At 72.8% G+C, this 22,671-nt stretch carries 18 protein-coding genes; 7 read left to right on the plus strand and 11 right to left on the minus strand.

Translation table 11 applies throughout. The features are described 5' to 3' along the window. Positions 1 to 320 precede the first annotated feature (320 nt). Entirely contained in the window at positions 321 to 1,217 is an 897-nt protein-coding gene (locus ACFTXQ_RS05905) for an RNA polymerase sigma-70 factor (protein WP_382636279.1), read from the plus strand. A gap of 542 nt (positions 1,218 to 1,759) precedes the next feature. Then, a complete protein-coding gene (locus ACFTXQ_RS05910; protein ID WP_382636281.1) occupies positions 1,760 to 2,662 on the plus strand; it encodes an RNA polymerase sigma-70 factor in 903 nt (300 codons plus the stop codon). Positions 2,663 to 2,706: 44 nt separating this feature from the next. On the opposite strand, the gene ACFTXQ_RS05915 is transcribed toward ACFTXQ_RS05910, so the two are convergent. From ACFTXQ_RS05915 to ACFTXQ_RS05930, 4 genes are all read right to left on the minus strand, one after another. After that, positions 2,707 to 3,645, minus strand: a complete 939-nt coding sequence (locus ACFTXQ_RS05915; protein ID WP_382636283.1) for an amidohydrolase family protein — start codon at positions 3,643 to 3,645, stop codon at positions 2,707 to 2,709. A 164-nt stretch (positions 3,646 to 3,809) separates the two neighbouring features. Next, on the minus strand, positions 3,810 to 4,259 hold the full coding sequence (locus tag ACFTXQ_RS05920; protein ID WP_382636284.1) for a hypothetical protein: 450 nt from the start codon (positions 4,257 to 4,259) through the stop codon (positions 3,810 to 3,812). A 77-nt stretch (positions 4,260 to 4,336) separates the two neighbouring features. Beyond that, entirely contained in the window at positions 4,337 to 5,620 is a 1,284-nt protein-coding gene (locus ACFTXQ_RS05925) for a hypothetical protein (RefSeq protein ID WP_382636286.1), read from the minus strand. 138 nt (positions 5,621 to 5,758) lie between these two features. Continuing rightward, positions 5,759 to 6,451, minus strand: coding sequence for a hypothetical protein (locus ACFTXQ_RS05930; protein WP_382636288.1), 693 nt, complete (start codon positions 6,449 to 6,451; stop codon positions 5,759 to 5,761). 303 nt (positions 6,452 to 6,754) lie between these two features. On the opposite strand from ACFTXQ_RS05930, the gene ACFTXQ_RS05935 reads away from it, so the two are divergent. Continuing rightward, the gene (locus tag ACFTXQ_RS05935; protein WP_382636290.1) at positions 6,755 to 8,059 is read left to right on the plus strand and encodes an NAD(P)/FAD-dependent oxidoreductase; all 1,305 of its coding nucleotides are present in this window, start codon (positions 6,755 to 6,757) and stop codon (positions 8,057 to 8,059) included. A 34-nt stretch (positions 8,060 to 8,093) separates the two neighbouring features. Here the strand turns inward: ACFTXQ_RS05935 and ACFTXQ_RS05940 are convergent, their stop codons facing one another. The 3 genes from ACFTXQ_RS05940 to ACFTXQ_RS05950 are packed head-to-tail and all read right to left on the minus strand — an operon-like array spanning position 8,094 to position 11,782. Further along, a complete protein-coding gene (locus ACFTXQ_RS05940) occupies positions 8,094 to 9,116 on the minus strand; it encodes a DNA topoisomerase IB (protein WP_382636292.1) in 1,023 nt (340 codons plus the stop codon). Between the two features lie 8 nt (positions 9,117 to 9,124). After that, positions 9,125 to 9,316 carry a hypothetical protein gene (locus tag ACFTXQ_RS05945; protein ID WP_382636294.1) on the minus strand — a complete coding sequence of 64 codons (192 nt, stop codon included), beginning with the start codon at positions 9,314 to 9,316 and terminating at the stop codon, positions 9,125 to 9,127. 9 nt (positions 9,317 to 9,325) lie between these two features. Further along, a complete protein-coding gene (locus ACFTXQ_RS05950; RefSeq protein ID WP_382636296.1) occupies positions 9,326 to 11,782 on the minus strand; it encodes a molybdopterin oxidoreductase family protein in 2,457 nt (818 codons plus the stop codon). Between the two features lie 161 nt (positions 11,783 to 11,943). On the opposite strand from ACFTXQ_RS05950, the gene ACFTXQ_RS05955 reads away from it, so the two are divergent. From ACFTXQ_RS05955 to ACFTXQ_RS05965, 3 genes are all read left to right on the plus strand, one after another. After that, on the plus strand, positions 11,944 to 13,020 hold the full coding sequence (locus ACFTXQ_RS05955) for an NAD-dependent epimerase/dehydratase family protein (RefSeq protein ID WP_382636298.1): 1,077 nt from the start codon (positions 11,944 to 11,946) through the stop codon (positions 13,018 to 13,020). 67 nt (positions 13,021 to 13,087) lie between these two features. After that, entirely contained in the window at positions 13,088 to 14,668 is a 1,581-nt protein-coding gene (locus ACFTXQ_RS05960) for an FMN-binding glutamate synthase family protein (RefSeq protein WP_382636742.1), read from the plus strand. A gap of 48 nt (positions 14,669 to 14,716) precedes the next feature. Continuing rightward, complete coding sequence (locus ACFTXQ_RS05965) at positions 14,717 to 16,444, plus strand: thiamine pyrophosphate-dependent enzyme (RefSeq protein WP_382636300.1); 1,728 nt, start codon at positions 14,717 to 14,719, stop codon at positions 16,442 to 16,444. An 8-nt stretch (positions 16,445 to 16,452) separates the two neighbouring features. On the opposite strand, the gene ACFTXQ_RS05970 is transcribed toward ACFTXQ_RS05965, so the two are convergent. Continuing rightward, positions 16,453 to 16,941, minus strand: coding sequence for a flavin reductase family protein (locus ACFTXQ_RS05970; RefSeq protein WP_382636302.1), 489 nt, complete (start codon positions 16,939 to 16,941; stop codon positions 16,453 to 16,455). An 86-nt stretch (positions 16,942 to 17,027) separates the two neighbouring features. After that, positions 17,028 to 18,113: a DUF5937 family protein gene (locus ACFTXQ_RS05975; RefSeq protein ID WP_382636304.1), complete on the minus strand. Its 1,086-nt coding sequence runs from the start codon at positions 18,111 to 18,113 to the stop codon at positions 17,028 to 17,030. Positions 18,114 to 18,213: 100 nt separating this feature from the next. Here ACFTXQ_RS05975 and ACFTXQ_RS05980 point away from each other — a divergent pair, with 100 nt between their 5' ends. Continuing rightward, positions 18,214 to 19,434 carry an MFS transporter gene (locus tag ACFTXQ_RS05980; RefSeq protein WP_382636306.1) on the plus strand — a complete coding sequence of 407 codons (1,221 nt, stop codon included), beginning with the start codon at positions 18,214 to 18,216 and terminating at the stop codon, positions 19,432 to 19,434. A 77-nt stretch (positions 19,435 to 19,511) separates the two neighbouring features. Here ACFTXQ_RS05980 and ACFTXQ_RS05985 read toward each other — a convergent pair whose 3' ends face one another. Together ACFTXQ_RS05985 and ACFTXQ_RS05990 are read right to left on the minus strand one after the other, a co-directional pair. After that, complete coding sequence (locus ACFTXQ_RS05985) at positions 19,512 to 21,812, minus strand: immune inhibitor A domain-containing protein (protein WP_382636308.1); 2,301 nt, start codon at positions 21,810 to 21,812, stop codon at positions 19,512 to 19,514. A 440-nt stretch (positions 21,813 to 22,252) separates the two neighbouring features. Further along, complete coding sequence (locus ACFTXQ_RS05990) at positions 22,253 to 22,606, minus strand: VOC family protein (RefSeq protein ID WP_382636310.1); 354 nt, start codon at positions 22,604 to 22,606, stop codon at positions 22,253 to 22,255. Between the last annotated feature and the right edge of the window lie 65 nt (positions 22,607 to 22,671).

Genomic DNA, 22,671 nt, shown 5'->3' on the forward strand with positions numbered 1-22,671 from the left:
CCGGCGGGTACGGCCTGCACCGCATGAAGGGAGGCGACACCCGCGCCCGGATGCTCCAGGCCGCCGCCCCCCACACCCAGACCCCGGCCCCCGCCCCCGCCGAACAGGCACACTGAGCAGGGGATCCGGTGCGCACATCGTGCGGCGACGCCCATATCGCGGGGCGCCGCTGCACGAATGCGCTCGTCAAGGGCCCTTTCGGCGGTGGATCATGATCAACTTGGGGTGCCAACGGCCGCCAGGGAAAGGGACCGTGCTGTGGATGCACGCTTGAAGACCGCCGAAGATCACGTCCGTCCGCACGTACAAGGGGTGGAGAGATGAGCGAGCAAGCCGCCGACCCGGCGACCGATAGTTTCATCGCCCACCGCAACCTGCTCTTCACCGTCGCCTACGAGATACTCGGCTCGGCGGCCGACGCCGAGGACGTCCTCCAGGAGACCTGGCTGCGATGGGTCGAGATCGACCTGGAGCAGGTGCGCGACCACCGTGCCTACCTTGTCCGGATCACGACCCGTCAGTCGCTCAACCGGCTGCGCACGCTGAGCCGTCGCAAGGAGTCGTACGTCGGCCCCTGGCTGCCCGAGCCGCTGCTCACCGCGCCGGACGTGGCCGAGGACGTCGAGCTCTCCGAGAGCCTGTCGACGGCGATGATGCTCGTCCTCGAGACGCTGTCGCCGACCGAGCGCGCCGTGTTCGTGCTGCGCGAGGTCTTCGACGTCGGCTACGACGAGATCGCGGCCTCCGTCGACAAGAGCCCGGCGGCCGTCCGCCAGATCGCACACCGCGCCCGCCGGCACGTCGATGCCCGCCGCCCCCGCCAGACGGCCTCCGCCCGTGCGACCCGGGCGGCGCTGGAGTCGCTCCAGCGCGCGCTCGAAACCGGCGACCTCCAGGGCCTCCTCAACGTGCTCGCCCCCGACGTCGTCTACATGGGCGACGGCGGCGGCATCAAGCAGGCAGCGCTGCGGCCGATCGTCGGCGCCGACAAGGTGGCCCGCCTCATCGTCGGCGGAACCGGCAGGTCCCCTCACACGATCGCCGTCGGCCTCACCGTGGTCAACGGCAACCCGGCCCTCCTCGTCCACGTGGACGGAGAGGTCGACGGCATCATCTCGATCCGTCTCGAGGACACCGGCATCACCGGCCTCTACTTCGTCCGCAACCCGGAGAAGCTGTCCGGCATCGAAGCCGAGGTCCCGCTCGCCCTGCGATGACCTCCCGCCCCCGGCCCCCAGGCCCGTCCGAGCCGGGGGCCGTCAGGACGGGAGGCGCCGCGGAACCCGCTCAGGCGCCGGTTCCCGTACGGGCGCCGTACTTTCCGCCGCGGGACGCCATCTCCTTGATCACGGCCGCGGCGCGCCCGGTGCGGGGAGGGCGGCGAGCGCCACGCGCGCCCGCTCGGCGCCCTCCCAGGTGCCCACCGGCACGTGCCGTCTTCGAGGACGACGTACCCGTCCCCGATCCGGTCGACGGTGCCGACCAGCGAAGTGATCCCTTCGCGCAGCATCGACGCGACGGGCGTCACCACGGCCGCCGTCCCCGCGATCTGCTGGTGCAGCCGTACGCGCTCCACGAAGTCGCGCCGCGAACATGCCCGCGTAACCGGCGCCCACCACTACCACCTTCATGTCGGCCTCCCGCCTTGGTGACTGGTCGGACGTGTCGCGCGTCACACGGGGTGCGGTGTCACAGAACCGCGGGACGCGGTGTCTTGGGGGTGACACAGCCGAAAGCGAAGAAAGCAGGAGACACAGGCATGAGCGACGACGACGGCCGCCGGCCCGACCCCGCCACCGAGGCGTTCGTCGCCCACCGCAAGCTGCTCTTCACCATTGCCTACGAGATGCTCGGGTCGGCGGTGGACGCGGAGGACGTCCTCCAGGAGACCTGGCTGCGCTGGACGGGCGCCGATCTCGACTCGGTGCGCGAGCAGCGCGCGTACCTGGTCCGGATCACCACCCGGCAGGCCCTCGGCCGGCTGCGCACGCTCGGCCGGCGCAAGGAGTCGTACGTGGGCCCCTGGCTGCCCGAGCCGCTGCTCACCGCGCCGGACGTGGCCGAGGACGTCGAGCTGGCCGAGAGCATCTCGATGGCGATGATGCTGGTCCTCGAGACGCTCGCACCGACCGAACGGGCGGTGTTCGTGCTGCGCGAGGTGTTCGACCTCGGGTACGAGGAGATCGCGGAGGCCGTCGACAAGACCCCGGCCGCGGTCCGCCAGATCGCCCACCGCGCACGGGCGCACGTCGCCGCGCGCCGACCACGCGGTGCCGTTTCCAGGGGCGAGGCCCGGGCCGCGCTCGGGGCCTTCCAGCGGGCGGTCGAGACGGGAGACCTGCAGGGCCTGCTCGACCTCCTCGCGCCCGACGTGGTCGCCCTCAGCGACGGCGGAGACATCAAGCAGGCCGTGCCGCGGCCCATCGTCGGAGCCGAGAAGGTGGGCCGCATGCTGGCCGCCGGCGTGGCGGTGTGGGGACCCGTCGCGACGGTGGAGCCGGCCCAGATCAACGGGCATCCGGCTCTGGTCGTGCGGATCGACGGGGAGATCGACCTGGTCGTGGCCCTGCGGATCGACGAGGGCGCCATCACCGGCATCTACTCCGTGCGCAACCCCGAGAAGCTGACGCGCATGGAGCGGGAAACCGCTGTGAGCCGCTGATCCCGGGCGGCGCGTGCCCGACGGGTGTCCGCGTGCCCGTCGGGTCAGGCCTGCGCGAGGCGGGGGATGAGCAGTTCGGCGTTGCCGCGGTTGACGGCGTGCAGTTGTCCGTCCTGCCAGTGCGGGTAGTCGTCCAGGCCGGTGTCGAAGCCCGTACCCCACTCCTCGGGGAGCATGGGGAAGTCGCTGCCGTACAGCACGTGTCCGGGCGCGGCGAAGGCGAGCAGAGACGGCAGGGCGGCCGGGCCGGCGGAGATGGCGGTGTCGAAGTAGAACCGCCGGAGCTCGCTCAGCAGGCCCTGCGGGGTGGATCCCGGGTGCAGGTGGGCGGCGACGGCGAACCGCTGCGCGGCGTACGGCAGGAAGCCGCCGGCGTGCGGCAGGATCAGCTTCAGCCGGGGGTACCGGCCCGGAACGCCGTTGACGGCCATGTGCAGGGCGGTACGGGCCGTGTCGTACGGGAAGTCGACCAGCGGGCTGGGCAGGCCCGGAACCATCGTGCCGGGCGGGGCCGTGGGGTGGACGAGGACGACGGCGGCACGGGCGTCCAGTTCGGCCCACAGCGGCTCGAACGCCGGGTCGCCGAGATACCGGCCGTGGGCGTTGGACAGGACCATCACACCGTCGGCGTGCAGGACGTCCAGTGCGTAGGCGGCCTCGATGAGGGCGCCGTCCACGTCGGGCAGGGGCAGGGCGGCGAACTGCCCGAAGCGCTCGGGCCGGTCCTTGACCAGCTCGGCGGTGAACTCGTTCACGCTCCGGGCCGAGTTGCGGGCGCCGACCGGGTCGTCGGGAGCCGCGAGCGGGGCGGCGTACGACAGGACACCGGTGGCGATCGACCGCCGGTCCATCATCGCGAGGGCACTCCGCTCGTCCCATGCGGGCGCCGGCCAGCCGATGGCGGCGGCGCGCTCGCCGATGGCGCGACTTCGGTCCGGCGGGATCACGTGCTGGTGGACGTCGATGCGTGCGGGGGGCGTCATGCCTGACTGGACCTCCTCCGATGCGGCGGACGGGCGGCGGGCGGGGCAGCCCGTTCCATGAGAAGGGACAGCTCGGGCGGCGGGGTCAGGCGGGCCCGGAACACGGGCGCGTCCGTCCGGGAGATCACCTGAACGGCCCGCTGCCTACCGGCCGGCCGTGTCCGTCAGCGCCAGATCGTCTGGACGGAATCGAACTGGACCCAGGTGATCGGGTTTCCCGCGTTGCCGCCGTAGATGGTCACGGACCCGGCGGTGTTGGCCTCGAAGCGGCAGGCGTTGATGCCCTGGCTGTTGTTGCGCGGTGCGGTGGCGCGGACCAGCGCGGTGGGGCGGAGCCCGGCCGGCAGGGTGGCTATCTTCGCGTCGGCGGCGAGGTTGCAGGTCACCGAGCCGCGCGCCTGGAGGAAGACCGTACCGGCGATGGTGATCAGCCGGACCTGCGGCGTCGCTCCCGTCTGGGCGGTGACGGTCGGTTCGAGCAGGAGGTCGGTCCACGGCTGGGCCTCGACACCCCCCGCGGCGGCGGCCGGGGTGGCGGCCACCAGGCTCGTCGTGGCCAGCGTGGCGGGCAGGGCGAGCGCGGCACCGAGGATGCGGCGGCGGTTGTGGGACATGGCTGGGCGGTCTCCTTGACCTAGGCGGAGGGGTTGGCGCACGGGAGGGGAAAGGGGGGAGCGGGCCGAGGGGGACGTCAGCGCCAGACGACGCTGAAGTTGTCCAACTGGGCCCACGTGACGGGGTTCGTGGAGCGACCGCCGTAGAGCCAGAGCTCCCGGACGGAGTTCGCCTCCGCCCGCGCGGTGCACACTCCGCCGCTGTTGTTGCGCGGCACACTGCCCTGGAGGGCCATGCTCGGCGCCAGCGCGTCGGGCAGCGTACCGAGCCGGACGTCCGCGTCGAAGGTCCCCTTCACCCCGCCACTGAGCTGCAGCACCGTCGTCCCCGCGATGCCGATGAGCCGTCCCTGCGGGGCCCGGACGTCGGCGGTCACGCCGCTCGCCAGGGGGATCGGCTGCCAGTCGGCCAGCACCTTCACCCCGTCGACCTCCGGCGCCCCGGACAGCGACAGGATGGTGCAGGTCCGCGGGCCGGGCTCCTCGCCGGCGAACCCGAAGTGCACGTACTGCACCCCGTCCCGCACCGATACGGCCATCCCCTCGGGTTCGCGCAGCTCCAGGCCGGGAGCGGCGCCGGTGAACTGCTGGTCCAGGACGGCGCCGGTGGCCCAGTCCACGGCGGTCAGGTACGCGTTGCCGGGCGGCTTGACCACGTCCGAGTAGCCCTGCCCGGCCAGCATGTACAGCACGCCGCCGAGGGAGGCGTACCCCTGGAAGACGCCCTTCGCGTCCGGCTGGGTGATCCGGGTCAGCGGGGTCCAGTCGCCGGCCCTGGCCTTGTCCAGGTCGTAGGCCTCGAACATGGTGCTGCCGCTCTTGAATCGGACGACCACCCGGTTCGTCGTCGGGTCGACGGTGCAGGTGACGTTGGTGGCACCGGCCACCGGCCGGTACGGGTCGGCGAGCTGCGAGGAACCGGAGTCGACGACCGCGCCGTTGCGGAACTCGAAGTGGGTGACGGCGGTGCCGTAGCCCTCCTTCTCCTCCTCCGGCACGTTGGCGCCCATGGGGATGGACGCCGTCTCCGTCCACAACCGCGAGACCCCGTCGTGGTGTTCGACGCCCATGGACACGCCGTGGCCGAAGCCCCGCAGGTACATGTACCCGGTGATGGCGCCCGCCTGGCTGAGCCGGGTCACGGCCAGGTCGCCCGCGTACGCCCGCTGTCCGCCGGTCTTGGGGCCGGACTCGCCCGGGAGGGTGAGACCGCCCTCGACGACCTGGAGGACGAAGATCTCGCCGGTGACGGGATCAATGCCGAAGGACTGCATCACCGTGGCGTTCTGCAGTCGCCGCCGGTGGAGCAGTTTGCCCACCGGACCCGATATGTCGATCTGTCCCTCGACGCTGATGCTCAACTGCGCCACCCGCCCTGTCCACTTGCCGTCCTGTTCGCGCGCCAGTCTCGCATCCGGAACCCGGCGAGGGGTGCGCCGCCTGTGGACTTCTCCGGGATCTTTGATGGGGCCCGACGGCGACCGGCCGGGTCCAGCCGGTCACGACGCCACTGACGATCCGGAACAGCTGTTGGGGGACGGTGAACACGGCGATGCGGAACCCCGGCATGACGACCTCCCCGACCCGGCGCTCCAGCACCGCCCGTTCGCTGCCCTCCCGGTCCTCCGCCAGGCGGTAGAGCCGTAGACGGCCGGCCGCAGCGTGGTCTGGCCGGCCGGGTCCATGGTCACCAGGCCGCCCACGACGATTTCGGCGTTGGTCTCGTCGGCGAACCTGGCCGTCTTCCGCTCCAGAAGACTCCGGTGGGCGCCCTCCAGCTCGGCGAGCGGGAGCGCCACCTCGCCGGCGTAGCTGCGGACGTCGGTCGCGGTGGGGATCCGGCCCGTCATGTCGTGGGCGAACGTCGCCGCGAGGTCGGCCAGTGCCCGCTTGTCCCGCCGCCCCTCCTGCTGGGCGAATCCGACGACGGCGATGTCGCGCGCTCCGCTCATCCGGGCGAGCGGCGGCGGGGGACGGAAGGCGAAGAGCACGGCGACACTGCCGAGGAACAGCGCTGCGGCTGCGGACCACACGAGGATCCGGGAGCGGAGCGAACGCTGCCGGAACTTCTCCCCCACGAGGGCCCGTACGGCCAGCACGTACCCGGCGAGTGAGGCGAGGATCCCGAGGACGAGCGGCACGGGCGAGAGCGCGGAGCCGAGCTTCTCCACCACGAGCAGCGCACAGGGCACGCACGCCGCAAACACAGCCACACCCGGCCGGGGCTGTCGCCCTCCGGAGAGTCGTCCCGCGAGCGGGCCGGCATGCGCCTCCTCACCCTGGTGGCTCACCGCCGCGACTGCGCGACGACCAGAACAGTAGGACCCGCCGAACGGTGGCAGCGGTCAACGCGTCACGGGTGTGCCCCGCGCCCGTTGGCCGCCGCATCGGTGAGTGCGACTCTTGACAGATGGTCATGTTCATGACTCCAGTGGCTCTGCACCACTCCCACGAGCGGCACCACACCCGAAACACCCGAAGGGGGCGATCAGGGCATGACCGAGCCCGAGAGCGCGGGATACGAGCACGAGCACGACTACGACGTCGTCATCAGCGGATCCGGCCTCGCCGGCAGCGCCGCGGCGATCCTGCTCGCTCGACGCGGTGTCCGCGTCGCACTGCTGGAACGCCGCTCCGACCCCGAGGCGTACAAGGTGCTGTGCACCCACGCCCTCACGGCCAACGCGTACCCGGTGCTCGACGAACTCGGCCTCATCCCCGCCCTCGAGAAGGCGGGAGCCGTCCGCAACGCGGCCCGCTGGTACACCCGCTGGGGGTGGATCGAGCCCAGGGCCGCGCCGGCGGGCCCGGAGCTGCCGTACGGGTACAACATCCGGCGCAGCACCCTCGACCCGTTGATCAGGTCCCGTGCGGGGCAGACCCCCCGCGTCGATCTGCTCCTCGGCCACCAGGTGACCGGGCTGCTCCGGGAAGCCGGGCGAACCGTGGGGGTGCGCGCCTCGACACCCCAGGGCGAGCGCGAGATCCGGGCCCGCCTCGTGATCGGCGCCGACGGCAAGGACTCGGCCGTGGCGAAGTTCGCCGGGGTGCCTGCCCGGCAGTACGAGAACACGCGGTTCGGCTACCTCGCGCACTTCCGCAATCTTCCGTTGCGCGACGGGGTCGCCCACGCCTGGTTCCTCGAACCCGACATGGCGTACGCGTTCCCGAACGACGACGGGGTGACGGTCGTCGCCGTCCTCCCGGACAAGAAGCGGCTGCCCGCCTTCCGGGAAGATCTGGAGGGCAGCTTCCTCGCGTTCGTCCGCGCCCTGCCCGAGGCGCCGTCCGTCGACTCCGCCGAGCGCATCACGAAGTTCATCGGTACGGTCGACTACCCGCTCCACAGCCGCAGGCCGACCGCACCGGGCGTCGCGTTCATCGGCGACGCGGCCCTGACGGGTGACCCCCTGTGGGGAGTGGGCTGCGGCTGGGCCCTGGAGTCCGCGCAATGGCTGGCGGATGCGGTCGCCGCGGCGGCGGCCGGTCGGGGCGACGCCCGCGACCTCGACAGGGCGCTCGCCACCTACGCACGCCGGCACCGGCGCCGGCTGAGCGGTCACCAGTACCTGGCCGCCGACTTCGCCAAGGCCCGCCCGTTCAACCCCGTGGAACGGCTGGTGTTCTCGGCGGCGGCGCGCGACGAGGCGGTGGCGCGGCACATGCACCTGTTCGCATCGCGCCTGATCGGCCCGCTGCGCTTCCTGAACCCGGTGGCGCTGGCCAAGGCCGCGGCCGTCAACATCAGGCACCGCGGGACGACCGTGCCACCCGCGCACCCGTCACGCTCGGGCTCGTGACCGGCTCCGCTCCCACGCCCGGGCGGACGGGTGGTCACACGTGGCCCGTTCGCAAGAGTCGCAGGACGGCGTGCTCGACCTCGCCGTGGGTGGCCGGCCGGCCGAAGAGGCCGTCCTCACCGAGCTTGCCGAGGAAAGGGGCGATGGTCTCCCCGTCCTCCCAGAGCTCGATGACGTGGGGGTCGATGTAGGAGGCTCGGCAGACGGCGGGTGTGTTTCCCAGATAGTCGCTGACCTCGCGCACGGCGCGGGCGACCACCCGGCCGCGCCGGGCACGCGGGGCATCGGCCGTGCTCGCGGAGACGGCGAGGGCGACGGCGGCGAGCACGGTGGCGTACCAGGTCCTGAAGTCCTTCGCCGTCACGTCCTGCCCCGACCCGTCCCGCAGGTAGGAGTTGAGGTCCTCCGCGTGGACCTCGTGCCACGCGCCGTGGCCCCAGTAGGCGAACAGTCTCGGCCCGTCGTCCTTGCGCCGCAGGAGCGCCCGGACCACCGCGTGGGCCTGCTCGTCCACCAGCGCCCGCGTGACGGTCCTGCCGGACTTGGCCGGGAAGTCCAGCCGTATCTCGCCCTTCCTGCAGGCGGCGTGCTCCCGCAGGAGCGTGGTGAGTCCGAAGCTCCCGTTGTCGCGGGCGTAGCGTTCGCCGCCGATCCGCAGGAACCCCATGTCGAGCAGCCGGGTCATGCAGGCCAGGACCCGGGCCCGGGACAGGCCGCGCCCGGCGAGATCCCGCGTCACCTGCTCCCGCAGCCGCGGCAGCGAGCGGGCCACGCGCTGGACGTGCTCGTGCTTGGCGGTGTCCTGCTGTTCCCGGAACGCCGGGTGGTAGAGGTACTGGCGTCGCCCGGCGGCGTCCGTGCCCACCGCCTGGATATGGCCGTTCGGCCACGGGCAGATCCAGACGTCCTGCCAGGCCGGGGGTATCACGAGGGCACGGATCCGCTCCCGGTCCGGCTCGGAGAGACGCCCGCCGGCCGTGTCCAGGTAGCGGAAGCCGCGGCCGTGGCGCGTTCGACGCCAGCCGGCCGCATGGGGATCACTCGTCCGCAGCCGCACGGCGGTCGTCAGTCCGCTTCAGGGTGGGCCTGGGTGCGCAGGGTCCACGCCTGCCCCGAGCAGTCGTAGGGCAGGGGCGGGAAGCGGTGCCCGCGGACATCGGTGCTCTTGCTCCACAGGTGTTCTTTTCCGCAGTCACAGGCGTAGATGCCGCTCTGTGGGACGACCTCGCCCGGTTTCCACTGCTCTGTCTCGTTCATGCCCGGCGCCTACCCATGCACGGGGCGGGACATTCCAGGGCCGGCCGCGGACGCGCCGGTGGGCCCCACCGGCGCGGAGGCGGTGGTCACGGGGGCGGGGGCCGGGCCGGTGCGGCGGGCCGCCAGGGCGATGCGGGCGGCGCCGGACTTGAACAGTGGCTGCTTGGAGGCCGGGTCCCAGCTGGTGGGGGTGAGTTCGTTGGCGGCCCGGTGGTGGCCGCTCCCGTCGGGCGCGTCCCAGTACCCGTAGTGGAACGGCAGGAAGAGGACGCCTTGACGGATGCCGGTGATCCGCGCGCGGGCGCGGACCGTGCCGCGCCGGGTGGACACCTCGGCCAGGTCCCCTTCGCCGATGCCGGCCTCCGCCGCGTCGGCGAGGGACAGTTCGATCCACATGTCGGGCGCCGCGGCACGCAGTTCCGGTACGCGGCCGGTGCGGGTCCGGGTGTGGAACTGGTACAGGGTGCGGCCCGTGGTGAGCCACAGGGGGTAGTCGGCGTCGGGCTGTTCGGGCGGCGGGCTGTAGGCGGCGGTGCGCAGGACCGCCTTGCCGTCGGGGTTCAGGGAGCGGTAGGCGTCCTCGTCGAGCGGGGTGCCCGTCAGGAGGTCGCGGCCGTAGGTCTCGCAGTCCTCGGGACGGCTGCGGAAGTCGCCGGTGGTGTAGAGGCGCTCGGTACCGTCGGGGCGTTCGGCGGTGCAGGGCCACTGGATGCCTCCGCGTTCGCGCAGCAGGGCGTAGCCCAGTCCGCTGTAGTCGCAGGGGCGGCCGCGGCTGCATTCCTTCCACGCCTCGAAGACCTCCTCGGGGCCCTGCCAGGGGACGAGCGGCGCGTCCGAGGAGTCGCGCAGGTCCATCCGCCGGGCGTAGTCCAGGAAGATGTCGAGGTCGGGGCGGGCCTCGCCGGGCGGGTCGACCGCCTTGAGGGAGAGGTGGACGGTGCGGTCGGCGTTGGTGAAGGTGCCGGTCTTCTCGCCCCAGCCGGCGGCGGGCAGCACCACGTCGGCGAACGCGGTCGTCTCCGTCGGGAAGAGGTCCTGGACGACGAGGAACAGCCGGTCCTGACCGAGTACGGAGCGGATCCGCTCCAGTTCCGGCAGGGAGACGGCGGGGTTGGTCCCGGACACCCACAGCATGCGCAGGGAGCCCTCTTCGGCGAGGCGGATCATCTGCATGAGGTGGGTGGGCGGGCCGTCGTGCGGGATGCGGTCGGGAGTGAGGTTCCAGACCTTCGCGAGCTCCTCGACGTGGCGGTGGTTGGCCCAGTTCCGGAAGCCGGGCAGGTCCCCGTCGGCCCCGCACTCGCGGGTGTTCTGGGCGGTGGGCTGACCGTTCATCTGCAGCACGCCGCAGCCGGGCCGCCCGAGCATGCCGCGGATCAGGTGCAGGTTGTTGACCTGGACGGAGGCCGCCGTGGCCTGGTGGGACTGGTAGAAGCCCTGCAACACGGTCGACAGCAGGCGGCCGGCCTGGCCGAGGAGACGGGCCGCGATACGGATCTGCTCGGCCGGTATCCCGGTGGCCGCGGCAGCGGCCTCGGCCGGGAAACCGGCCACCTGGCGGGCCAGGCCGTCGAAGCCGGCCACATGCGCCTCGATGTACGCGGGGTCGGTCCAGCCGCCGGCGCTCACCTCGTGGAGGAGGCCGTTCATCAGGGCCAGGTTGGTGCCGGGCAGCGGCTGGAGGTGGAGCGTGGCCGCCTCGGACACCGGGCCCGGCCGGGGGTCCACGCACAGCAGGACGGGCGGTTCGGGCCCCGCGAGACGGTCCAGGATGCGGCTCCACAGCACGCCCTGGGTCTCGGCGACGTTGTGCCCGAAGAGGGCGATGGTGTCGGCGTGGTCGACGTCCTCGTACGAGCCGGGCTGGCCGTCGCAGCCGAAGGACTCCTTGAGGGCCTCGCCGGCGGTGGCCGTGCAGAGCCTGGTGTTCCCGTCGAGGTGCTTGGTTCCCAGACCGCCGCGGGCGATGACCGCCAGCGCGTAGTACTCCTCCAGGAACAGCTGACCGCTGGTGTAGAAGCCGATGGAGGAAGGGCCGGGCCCGTCGAGGAGCGCGCGGGTGCGGTCGGTGACGCGGGCCATCGCGGTGTCCCAGTCGGTTTCCCGCTGGACGCCGTCCACCCGGATCAGCGGCCGGGTCAGGCGGTCCGGGGAGGCGATGGACTGCCAGCCGTAGAGGTCCTTGGGATCGAGGCGGCCGCGGTTGACCCGGTCGCCCGCCAGCCCCCGGACGCCGACGAGCCGGCCGTCCTTGACGGCCAGCTCCATCGCGTCCCCGTTCGAATGGAGGTTGGATGCGGTCGGGTACCAGTGGTCGACGGGGCCGGCGCCGTCGGCGAGGTACGAGTCGACCCGCGCGGGCCAGGTCTCCCCCCGGCCGTACGGCGTGCGGCGCCCCCACGGCTCGGCGATGCGCTCCGGAGGCGGGGACGCACCCGCCCGTCCTGCCTCGGTTTCCTCGGCCATGGCGTGCGCCTGCCCGGTTCCCGAGCCGCCACACCCCGCCCCCGTCCCCCCAAGTGGTTGAACCCGGTACCACGCAGGGGCGCGGGTGCCGAGGAATGCGGCGGGGGAGCGCGGGTAGGCGCCGGACATGCTTCCGGCGTCGACACTGAGGAGCCGACACGATGACGCGTCACGCACCTTCACAGGACCTCGTCGGCACGGCCGGGCAGGGAATCCGGGTCGTGGTCGTCGGGGCCACCGGAAACGTCGGGACCAGCGTGGTGCGCGCACTGTCGCAGGACCCGGCAGTGGGCTCCGTGCTGGGCCTGGCCCGCCGGGTCCCCGGCTGGCACCCGGACAAGACGCACTGGAGGGCCGTCGACATCGAGCCGGGCGGCGCCGACCTCGTACCGCACTTCTCCGGCGCGGACGCAGTCGTCCACCTCGCCTGGAAATTCCAGCCCACCCACCACCCCGCCGAGACCTGGCGCACCAACGTCCTCGGGAGCCTGCGCGTCTTCGACGCAGTGGCCGCCGCGGGCGTACCCACTCTCGTCCACGCCTCCTCCGTCGGCGCGTACTCGCCCGGCCCGAAGGACCACGCGGTCGACGAGACCTGGCCCACCCACGGCTGGCCGCAGGCCGCGTACACCCGTGAGAAGGCCTACCTCGAACGGGTCCTCGACGCGTACGAACGCACCCATCCCGACGTCCGCGTGGTACGGATGCGGCCCGGCTTCCTCTTCAAACGGGCCTCCGCCTCCGAGCAGCGGCGGATCTTCGCGGGCAGGCTGCTCCCGGGCCGCCTCGTACGTCCCGGACTCATCCCCGTCGTGCCCGACCTGCCGGGGCTGCGCTTCCAGGCCCTGCACACCGACGACGCGGCCACCGCCTACCGGGCCGCCGTCACCCTCCCCGTGCGCGGAGCGTTCAACCTGGCTGCCGAGCCGCCACTCGATGCCGAGGTCCTCGCCCGCGTCTTCGCCGCGCGGAGCCGTGCCATGCCCGTCGGCCCGGTGCGGGCCGCGCTCGCCGCCGCATGGCGGCTGCACCTCGTACCGGCCTCCCCGGACCTGTTCGACGCCGTCCTGCGGCTGCCGCTGATGGACTGCACGCGCGCCCGCAGGGAGCTGGCCTGGGAGCCCGTCCACACCTCCGTGGAGGCGGTCGAGGAGTTCCTCGACGGGCTGCGCTGGGGCGCGGGGATGGACACGGCCCCGCTCGCCCCGGACCGGGCGCTCGCACGGGCCAGGGGATGACCGGCCGCCGCCTCCCGCTCCCCGCCCTCCGATTGGCGGCCGGACTTCGGGACACAAGCGCGTTGTGCTGAAACCACTTGTCCCGGCCCTCCTCGGCTCGGCGGCGACGGGCGCCTTGCTCGCCGCCGTCCTGGTCTCCCCCTGGTGGTGGGCAGCTGCCGCCCCACTGCTCGTGCTCGCGCCGGTGGCCGCCCACGACCTCCTGCAACGGCGGCACTCCATCCTGCGGAACTACCCGCTGCTCGGACACCTCCGCTTCGCGCTGGAGGCGCTGCGGCCGGAGCTCCAGCAGTACTTCATCGAGCGGAACTTCGACGGCCGCCCCTTCGACCGCGACACCCGCAGCATCGTCTACGAGCGCGCCAAGGGCACCGACGCGGAGGAGCCGTTCGGCACCGAACGCGACCTCTACCTGGCCGGCAGCGAATACCTCACCCCGTCCATGGCCCCCCGACCGGTGCCCACCGAGCCGCCCCGGGTCCGCATAGGCGGGCCCGACTGCACCCGCCCGTACGACATGGCCCTGCTCAACGTCTCGGCGATGAGCTTCGGTTCGCTGTCCGCCCGGGCCGTACTCGCCCTCAACACCGGCGCCCGGCTGGGCGGCTTCGCCCACGACACCGGCGAGGGCGGCCTGTCCGAGCACCACCTGCGCCCGGGCGCCGACCTCGTCTGGGAGATCGGCACCGGATACTTCGGCTGCAGGACCGACGACGGCGGCTTCGACGAGCGGCAGTTCGCCGAGAAGGCGGCCCGCGAGCAGGTCAAGTGCGTGTCGCTGAAGATCAGCCAGGGCGCCAAGCCCGGCATCGGCGGCGTCCTGCCGGGTGCCAAGGTGAGCGCGGAGATCGCGGAGGTCCGCGGGGTCCCCCAGGGGGAGACCGTCCTCTCACCGCCCTTCCACCGCGTGTACTCCACGCCGCGCGAGCTGGTGCGCTTCCTGGCCCGGATGCGCGAGCTCGCCGAAGGCAAACCCGTCGGGTTCAAGCTGTGCGTCGGCTCGCGCCGCGAATTCCTCGCCGTGTGCAAGGCCATGCTGGAGGAGGACACCACACCGGACTTCATCGTCGTCGACGGCGCCGAGGGCGGTACGGGCGCGGCCCCGCTGGAGTTCGCGGACAGCATCGGCCTGCCGCTCGGCGAGGGGCTGATGACCGTGCACAACGCCCTCGTCGGCGCCGGGCTGCGCGACCGTGTCCGGATCGGGGCCAGCGGCAAGGTCGCCACCGGAGGCGACCTCGTCAAACGCCTCCTCCAGGGAGCCGACTACACCAACGCCGCCCGCGCCATGATGTTCGCGATCGGCTGCATCCAGGCCCAGCGCTGCCACACCAACACCTGCCCCGTCGGCGTGGCCACCCAGGACGAGCGGCGCGCCCGCGCCATCGACGTCGCCGACAAGTCGCAGCGCGTACGCCGCTACCAGCAGGCCACGGTCAAGAGCGCCCTCCAGATCATGGCGGCCATGGGCGTCGACGACCCGCACGGCCTGCGCCCCCACATGCTGCTCCAGCGGGTGGACCCGAACACCGTCCGCTCCTACGCGGAACTCCACGCGTGGCTCGCCCCGGGACAACTCCTCGCATCGGCGCCCGCCGACTGGGCATCCGACTGGCAGGCGGCCGACCCGGACCGCTTCACCCACTGAACGCGGCACCCCCACCGAGGGGGCCGCACCGGACCGAAAGGCACTCCCATGGCACGCACCGTCGCCCACGTCGTCGTCGACGCACTCAAGGAACTCGGCGTCCAGCACGTCTTCGGAGTGGTCGGAGACGCCTTGAACCCACTGACCGACGCGATCCGCACCACGGACGGCCTGGAGTGGGTCGGCTGCCGGCACGAGGAGGCGGCCGCGTTCGCAGCCGGGGCCCAGTCCCAGCTCTCGGGCACCCTCGGAGTGTGCATGGGCACCGTGGGACCGGGCTCCGTACACCTCCTCAACGGGCTCTACGACGCCGCCAAGAGCCGTGCTCCGGTCCTCGCGATCTGCGGACAGGTACCTCTCGCCGAGATCGGCAGCGACTACTTCCAGGAAGTCGACAACGACCTGCTCTTCCGGGACGTGGCCGTCTACCGCGCCACCGTCACCTCCCCGGAGCAGCTGCCCCGCATGCTGGAATCCGCCGTACGCGCTGCCGTCGGCCAGGGTGGAGTCGCGGTGCTCACCGTGCCCGGTGATCTGGGCGAACAGGAGGTGAGCGACGACCGTCCCGCCCGGTTCGCCCTGGACCGCGCCGTCACCCGTCCGGACGACCCGGCCCTCGCCCAGGCCGCCGACCTCCTGAACTCCGCCTCCCGCGTCACCCTCCTCGTCGGCCGCGGAGCCCGCGACGCCCGTACCGAAGTGCTGCGTACCGCAGAGCTGCTCTCCGCGCCCATGGTGCTCACCCTCAAGGCGAAGGAGGGCTTCGAGGACGACAACGCCTTCCAGGTGGGCCAGACCGGCCTGATCGGCAACCCCGCGGCCGCCCACGCCCTCGACCACGGCGACGCACTGCTCATGCTCGGCACCGACTTCCCCTACCGCGACTGGTACCCGAAGGGCTGCAAGGTCGTCCAGATCGACACCCGCGAGGAGCACCTGGGCCGCCGGGTGCCCGTGGACGTGGGCCTGGCCGGGGACGTGGGGGCAACGCTGCGGGCCCTGCTGCCGCTCCTGGAAGAGACCCCGGACAGGAGCCACCTGGCGGACGCGCGGGAGCGGTTCGCGCACTGGCAGGAGGGACAGCAGCGCCTGGCCGAACCGGCGCACGAACACCGCTGGACCGGCAGGCTGCGGGCGGCCCTGGACAACAGGGACCACGAGATCCGCCCCGAAGCCCTGGCCGCAGCTGTGGACGCCTACGCCGCCGAGGACGCCGTCTTCACCTCCGACACCGGCATGGCCACCGTCTGGCTCTCCCGCTTCGTCACCATGCGCGGCCGCCGGCGCCTGATCGGCTCGTACAACCTCGGGTCGATGGCCAACGCCATGCCCCAGGCCCTCGGAGCGCAGCTGTGGGCTCCCGACCGCCAGATCGTCGCCTTCTGCGGCGACGGCGGCGTGAGCATGCTGCTGGGCGACCTCATGACGATCAAGACGTACGGACTGCCGGTGAAGCTCATCGTCTTCGACAACCGCCGCCTGGGCATGGTCAAACTCGAACAGGAGCAGGCAGGGATGCCCGAGTTCGGCACGGAACTCGACAATCCCGACTTCGCCGCGGTCGCCACCGCGCTCGGCCTCACCGGCATCCGCGTCACCGACCCGGCCGATCTCCACGATGCCGTGCGCAGGACGTTCGAGACCCCGGGCCCGGTCCTGCTGGACGTCCTGACCAACCCCGACGAGGTGGCCGTGCCCGGGAAGCCGACCGTGAGCCAGGGGTGGGGCTTCGCCATCGCCAAGGTCAAGGAGATCCTGCCGAGCCGGGAAGGCTGACCGGGCACTCAGGCCGGGTGCCCCGGTGTGAGGTCCCGGACGTCGCCGAAGAGCAGCAGCGGCGGCCGCGGGGGGCCCGGCGGGCCCTCCTCGACGGGCGAGAGCAGGAACCCGACGTGGTCTCCGCCGTCGACCTGCGCCTCGATCCGGCCGAGGAACCAGGCGCAGGCGTCGTCGAGGACGGGCGCGGCCCCGCGGGCCGGCCGCCGCCAGGCGATGTGCTCGAACTTGTCGATGTCGTCGCCGGTCCGGCTGCCGAAGAGGACCGCCGTCCCCTTCTGGTCCCTGCGCAACGCGTGCACCGCCAGGTGGGAGGCGTCGCGTGCGATCCGGTACGTACGGTTGGCCTTGGAGAGCCACACCATGAAGCGCGGCGGATCGATCGAGCACTGGGAGGCGAAGCCCACCAGACAGCCCGCCCGCTCGTCCCCGGCCGCCGCGGTCACGACGTACATCGGATAGTCGAGCACCTCGGTGAACGCATCCAGCTTTCCCACGATCAGGCCCCTGACTCCGCACTTCTACGGCACCGGCAACGCTATCCCGATCAGGAGGAGGGACGCGTTGCCCGGGCCGAAGCCGTTCAGCGCAGTACGGCCGCCAGCAGGTCGGTGCCCAGTGCCGTCAGATCGGGCAGGCTGAGGGTGTGCCGGACGTAGCGCCCCTGCCGCCGGGCGGTGAGCAGGCCCGCGCGGCGCAGGACCGCGAGGTGCCGGGAAACCTCCGGGGGCGAGAGCTCCCAGGTGTGGGCCAGCTCACCGGTGGTGTGCGGGCCGCGGGCCAGGGTGCGCAGCAGCCGCAGCCGTACGGGATGCGCCAGTGCCTCCAGCCGCAGGGTGACCGTCTCCAGCGGTACCGGCTCCGTCGGCGACGGCTCGGCCACGGGGTACTGCACCACCGGCTGCCAGCCGGGCGCGTGGACCGCCACCAGGTGCGGGCGGCCGAAGACACTGGGGATGAAGGTGACCCCGGTGCCGTGGGCGGAGGTCGCCTTGTCCTGCAGCTTGTCCACGATGATGCAGTCGCCGTCCGGTGCCAGGGTGACCGCCCCGGAGACCGATGCGAGCGCCGCCCCGAGGCCCTGTCGCTTGAGCAGGTCGTTCTTCAGACGCAGGTCGGTGGCCAGCCGTACGGCGACGCCCGCCCAGGCGGCGTCGAAGAAGGCCTCGGCGCACTGTTCGAGGGTGCGCCGCACCCGCGCCCGCACCGCGGCCGGGTCCGCGAGCAGCCGTTCCGCGAAGGCCTCCTGCCGCGCGCCGCGGGCCTGGGCCAGGTCCAGGGCCCGCTCGCGCGCGGTCGCGTCGGTGAGCGGCGACGGTGCGGCGAAGCGGACCCGGTTGCCGCCGCACGTGGTGACGAGCGCGGCGGTCACGTACGCCTCGTCGTCGATCCGGTCCACGTCGTCCAACTCCTCGGCGAGGGTGGCCCGGGGGCGGGCCGGGAGCAGGAAGTCGGCCTGTGAGGAACGCCAGAGGAACTCGGCCTCCCGCAACCGTTCGGCCAGCTCCGGCCGCAGCCCGGCCCAGACGTCCCCCGCCCAGTCGGCCTGCTGCGGATGGTGCCCGGGTTCGGCCAGCACGTGCAGCATCGCGGTCAGCTCGGCCAGCGGGGAGGCGGCGAACCGCAGCCGCTCGGTCGGCAGGCCGCCGATGTCGATCCTCAACGTCACCCCCTCATCATCACCGACCGTACGGCCGGCGACTCCGTCGGTTGACGGTGTCCGTCAACCGACGCAGCCGGCCCGCGGGGCCGAACGCACCGTTGACGCCATGACGACCACCACCAAGACCCGGCCCCGGGCCCTCGTCCGTGCCTCCGGAGGCCCCCGCTACGCCGTCGCCCTGGCCGTGGACGCGCTCGGCACCGGCCTGCTGCGCCCCTTCCTGCTGCTCTACGGGGTGACGGTGCTCGGGCTGTCCGCGCCGGCCACCGGCATCGCCATGACGGTCGGCGTCGTCGCGGGACTGGTGTGCATGCCCGCGGTCGGGCGCTGGCTGGACCGGGGCGCACGCAGCACGGTGGTGGCGGCGTCGATGCTGGTACGGGTGCTCGGGGTGGCGGTGCTGCTGGCCACCCCGGCGGGGGATGTCCGGCCGTTCGCGGCGGCGGCGCTCTTCCTCGGCATCGGCAACCAGGCGTGGCCGGCCGCCCACGCGGCTCTCGTCTCCACGGTCGCCCACGGCCGGGAACGCGACGCGGCTCTCGCGGGAGGCCGCGCCCTGCGCAACGCGGGCCTGGGCGCCGGCGCGCTCCTCGCCACCGCGTGCCTGGCGGGCGGCACCGGGGCATTGCGGGCGCTGGCGGCCGTCACCGGGCTCGCCTACCTCGCGGCGGCGGCCCTTGCCTGGTCGGTCCGCCTGCACGCCCATCCGGCGGCGGCTGTGGACGAGGGCGGGGCCGATGCGCCCGCTCCGCGGCTGCGCCCACTGGCGGCCGCCAACGTGGTGTACGTCTTCTGCCTCAACGTTCCCGAGATCGCGCTCCCGCTGGTCCTGGTGACACAGCTGCACGCGTCCCCGGTGTGGTCGGCAGCCGTCTTCGTGGCCAACACGGTGCTGGTGGTCACCCTGCAGGTGCCGGTCACCCTCCTGATGTCCCGCTTCCCCCGGCGGACCGTGCTGGCCCTCGCCGGCGTGGTGCTCGCCGTGTCCTACCTCGGCTTCCTCGCGGCCACCTCCCTGGGACGGGGCTGGGGCGCTCCGGCCGTCGCCCTGGTGTCCGTGGTCTGCACCCTCGGCGAGATCGTCTACGCCGGCAGCGCCACCGCCCTCGTCACCGCCCTCGCGCCGGCCCGCGTCCTGGGACGCACCCTGGCCCGCTTCGAGCTCTCCACCGGGTTCGGCCTCGCCGTCTCCCCGGCGGTCATCACCGCACTCGCCCCCCACGGCCCGGGCGCCCTCTGGGGCAGCCTCTCCGCCGCGACGCTCCTTGCCTCCTCGGCCGTCGCCACCGAGAAGGATCGGGAAACGCGGCCGGACCAGGTGAGTTGAGCCTGCTGCCGTGACGGACCGCCCGCCCCCGCACAGCCGGGGAGGGCGGTCCGCTCATCGTCGCCGGGTCACCGGGCTCAAGGGGACGGGCTCACCTGGACGGTGGTGAGCGCGCCGCCCGCGGCCTCCTTCACCACCGCGATACGGGTCCCCGTATCCGGCACCTTCACCCCCACCTGCGGGAGTTCCGCGTTCCAGTACGAGCCCCGGTGGTCGTCGAACACGGAGACCCCCGGCCGCGGCGGGATCACCGTCGGCGTGCCCGCCTTGTGCAGCACGATCCGGTCGCTCGCCCGCAGTGAGAACGGCGCGTCGAAGGTCTGCGCCCGGGCGTTGAGGAGGGAGCCGTCCGCATTCCGCAGCGGGTCCGGCCGGGCGTCGACCGCCAGCAGCATGCCGCCGCCCGGATGGGCCTTGGTGGTGTTGTCGCTGTACGCCGTGTCCCACAGCCAGATCAGCACGCCCTGCTGGTACGGGTAGAACTCCACCTGGTCACCGGTGAAACCGAAGTTGTACGGGCCCGTCTTGAGCTGGGCGCCGTAGCCGGTGTAGCGCCGGTTCTCGACCAGGTAGGCGCGCGGGTGCTGCTCGCTGCCCGTGCGGCCCTCCGTACGCGACCACTTGACCGCGCTCCAGCCGTTCGCGCCCTGCTCCGCACCGTCGCGCAACAGCTCGCGACCGTCCGCGGTGATCCGGATGTCGTCGAACGTGACGCCCTTGCCGTGGGTGTTGCCGTCGGAGGTGACGCGCAGCCGCAGCTGGAGGCTCCGCCCCGCGAACGCGTCCAGCGGGACACCCAGTTCCGCCCAGCCTGCCGAGGTCCCCGACACGCCCTTCGCCGGGATGGCATGGCCGCCGACCGTACCGGGGAGCGCCGTCCACGTCGTGCCGCCGTCCGTGGAGGCCTCCACCGTCAGGAAGTCGAAGTCCTGCTCGATGTCGTACCAGACCCTGGCGTCCAGCCGGGCGGGCCCGGCCGATCCGGTGAGGTCGACCGTCCGCCCGAGGGTGTTGTCCATGAAGTCCCCGGTGCCGCTCCACCACTGGCTGCCGCCCTCGTACGGGTCGGTCAGTTCGGTCCGGGTCTGCGACGGCGGCAGGTGCACCAGCAGCGCCTGTGGATCCTCGGTGTTGTAGCCCGACACCCCGAGCACGGCGCGCGTCCTGCGGCCGGCGTCGGCCTCCGTGTACTCCAGCCAGCCGAGCTGGAGCTTGCTCCACGGGTCGAGGTCGCCCGGCCACGCACCGGTGGTGCCCCGGCCCTTGGCCAGGTACGAGCCCGAGGACATCAGGGACCAGAAGTTGACGCTGTTGTCCCCGTCCGAGCTGTACAGGTCGGGCAGCCCGAGGTCGTGGCCGAACTCGTGGGCGAAGAGCCCCGCGCCGCTGTTCTCGCCGCCGGTCAGGTAGTCGCCGGCCCAGATGCCGGAGTCGCCGATCGGCGTGCCGCCCGCCTTGTTGCCCTCGGGGCCCGCGCTGCCGGCCTGGTTCCAGTACGCGAACCAGCGGTGAGCCCATACGGCGTCCTTGCCCTGGGCTCCGCCGCCCCAGGTCTGGTCCTTGCCGGCGTGCACGACGACGAGGTGGTCGAGGTAGCCGTCCGGTTCGTCGAAGTTCCCGTCGTGGTCCGCGTCGTAGCGGTCCCACACGTCGTACTCGGCGAGCTGCGCCTTGATCTGCTCGGCGGTACGGCCCTTCGCGCGCTCGGCGTCGTACCAGGAGGCGGTGGCGTCCCTGATCAGGTCCCAGTTGGTGCGGCACTGGCCGGGCTCGGCGCAGTGGTCGGTGCCGTAACGGGCCTCGTTCCAGGGCAGCTTGACCCAGTCGGACACCGTCCCGTCCATGTCGTAGCGGCCGGAGGACTGGAGCCGGTAGTAGGCCCGCATGGACGCCGACTCGGGGTCGGTGGAGAAGAACTGCTTCTCGTAGAAGGCGCGGTCGAAGTCCCCCCGCCACAGGGTGTGGTTGTCGCCGGCGGCCGGCTTGCCGATGGTGTTGTGGCGGGGGCCGGGGGTGCCGCCGAAGCGGGGCTTCCCCTCGAACTCGGTGGCGGTGTCCACCTGGTCGCCGAACTCGGCGAGGATCACGAAGACCTTGTCCTTGCGCTCCTGGGCGAGTTCGACGTACCGCTTGCCGACCTTGGCCTGGCGCGGGAGCGTGCCGTCCGCCTCGGCCTTGACGGCGGCGGGGCCGCCGGCGGCGACGCTTTCGAGCGCCTGGCGCCGCAGGGCCTGGCGTTGGAGCTCCAGGGGCGCGGGCGGCGGCTCGGCCTGCTGCTGTGCACCCGGTGGCGGGGGAGGGGGCGCGGTGGCGGCGAGGGCGGGGGTGGTGAGGAGGGCGAGCGATATCGCCGCTCCCACCACTGCGAGTCTGCGCAACGTGGCTAGCCTTTCGGTGAGTTGGGGCGGGGGAGTGGGTGGAGCGCAGGTAATATTTCACATGTCACAGGTGATGGATAGAGTACGGCGAGCTGCCCGGGGTCGCGCCGGGGGTCAGCAGGAGCCGGGGGCGCCGAGTTCGGCGTAGCGGGCGGAGAGGTGCCCCTGGCGCATTCCGCGCCCCTCCTGCAGCCGCTCCCGGTACGTGACCGCCGGGCCGCCGATGGCACCAGGAGCGGGAACGTCATCGCCCGCCAAGGCGGGTGCGGGCCTCGGGGTCACTCAGGGGCTGGGATCGCTCACGGACCTCGCCTGCCGCCGGGAGCCCTCAGCATCCCCCGCGGGGCGCCGCGGCCCGCGAACGCCATGCCGCACGGCCCGACCGCCCCGCCCGGAAGCCGGTGGTCCACCAGACCGTCACCGTCGTCACGGAGCCGCGGTCAGGCGGGCTGCCAGAGCTCGACCCGGTTGCCTTCGGGGTCGGTGACCCAGCCGAAGCGACCGACGCCCTCCATGTCCTGCGTCTCCGGGGCCACGTCCGCTCCCTTGGCACGCAGTTGCGCGAGCATCGCATCCAGGTCGCGGACGCGGAAGTTGAGCATGGACCGCTGGGTGCGGGACCCGAAGTAGTCGGTGCCGGACTCGAACGTCGCGAACACCGTCGGCCCGGTCTCCTGGTGCCAAAGGCCGTGCTCGTCGGCGTCCAGGCCCAGGCAGTCGCGATACCAGGCGCTCAGGGCCGCCGGGTCGGCAGCCCGCATGAAGTACCCGCCGATACCCAGCACACGTTCCATGCCGCCATCCTGCCAGGCCGCCGACCGGGCCGCCCGGCACCACACCATGCGGCGCTCCGGACGGC

This window comes from Streptomyces sp. NPDC057010, from assembly GCF_042673805.1.
GTDB lineage: Bacteria > Actinomycetota > Actinomycetes > Streptomycetales > Streptomycetaceae > Streptomyces.